The sequence below is a fragment of the uncultured Georgenia sp. genome (assembly GCF_937958535.1).
Lineage (GTDB): Bacteria > Actinomycetota > Actinomycetes > Actinomycetales > Actinomycetaceae > Oceanitalea.
On the sequence record NZ_CALGNQ010000100.1, the window covers coordinates 1 to 1452 of the forward strand.

The window sequence follows — 1452 nt, forward strand, 5'->3', positions numbered from 1 at the left end:
AGGCGTGGGAAGGGTCCTGCGACGGCGGGCAGGCGCGGGTCCGGGCCCGGTACCGCAGCCCGCCACGTACGTCGCCACCACGTCCCCACGCCCTGGCTCGGCGCCGCGGTGAGCCTCGGCGCGGCGGCCGCGCTCGCCGGCGCCGTCCTGTGGGTGGTCCCGGAGGACGGCGCGGCGACACACCACCAGGGTCCGAGACCCGCCGAGCATGCCGACGCGCTCACCCGGCTGCTCGACCGTCGTGACCAGGCGCTCGTCACCGGCGACGCCGACGCACTGGGCGCCACCACCGTGCCCGGCGGTCCCGCCTCGCGGGAGGACGCCGCGCTGCTCGAGCTCCTCGGGTCCTCCGGGACGGTCCTCGAAGGGCTCAACACCCGGGTCGTCGGCCTCGTGGACGTCACGCCCGCCGCGGAGGGCGTGGTCGTCGACGCCGTCCTCGTCCAGGACGCGCACCGGCGCAGCGTCGGCGGCACGGAGGTCACCGTCCCGGCACAGGACCCGCGGTGCACCCGGTTCGTCCTCGTCCCGGCACCGGAGGAGCACACCCCGCGGATCCTGCGCTGGGAGCAGTGCCCCTGAGACGGCGAGAGCCCGCACCGGTGCGGTGCGGGCCCTCGCGCGGGAGGAGTCGGCTCAGAGGCCGAGCTCGGCCTCGAAGGCGCCCTCCTCGAGGCGCTTCTTCACCGTCTGCATGAAGCGGCCGGCGTCCGCACCGTCGACCAGGCGGTGGTCGTAGGTGAGCGGCAGGTAGACCATCGACCGGATGCCGATCGTCTCGTTGCCGTCCGCGTCGGTCACGACGACGGGTCGCTTGACGATCGCCCCGAGCCCGAGGATCGCGACCTCGGGCTGGTTGATGATCGGGGTGTCGAACAGCGCGCCGTTCGAGCCGAGGTTGGTGATCGTGAAGGTCGACCCGGCCAGGTCGTCCGGCTTGACCTTGTTCTCCCGGGTGCGGGAGGCGAGGTCGGCGACCCGCTTGGCGATGCCCGCGATGGTGAGGTCACCGGCGTCCTTGATCACCGGCACCATGAGACCGCGCTCGGTGTCGACCGCGATGCCGATGTTCTCCTGGGCGTGGTAGACCACCTCGTCACCGTCGATCGTGGCGTTGAGCTTCGGGTGCGCCTTGAGCGCCTCCGTCGCGGCCTTGACGAAGAACGGCAGGTAGGTGAGCTTGACGCCCTCGCGGGCCTGGAAGCTGTCCTTGGCACGCGCCCGGAGCTTGGCGATCCGGGTGACGTCGACCTCGACCACGGTGGTGAGCTGGGCGGAGGTGTCGAGCGACTCGACCATCCGCTTGGCGATGACCTTGCGCAGCCGCGACATCTTCTCGCGGGTGCCGCGCAGCGGGGAGACCTCCGGGATGGTCGGGGTCCGCGGGGCCGCAGCAGGGGCAGCGGCAGGAGCGGCCTGCGCGGCCGCGGCCTTCTCCGCGGCCTCCGCGGC

At 73.2% G+C, this 1452-nt stretch carries 2 protein-coding genes; one reads left to right on the top strand and one right to left on the bottom strand.

All coding sequences use genetic code 11. The features are described 5' to 3' along the window. The coding region (locus Q0195_RS05790; RefSeq protein ID WP_299275792.1) for a hypothetical protein at window positions 1-582 on the top strand (582 nt) is incomplete at its 5' end. A 54-nt stretch (window positions 583-636) separates the two neighbouring features. On the opposite strand, the gene sucB is transcribed toward Q0195_RS05790, so the two are convergent. Next, the coding region (gene sucB, locus Q0195_RS05795) for a 2-oxoglutarate dehydrogenase, E2 component, dihydrolipoamide succinyltransferase (protein ID WP_299275794.1) at window positions 637-1452 on the bottom strand (816 nt) is incomplete at its 5' end.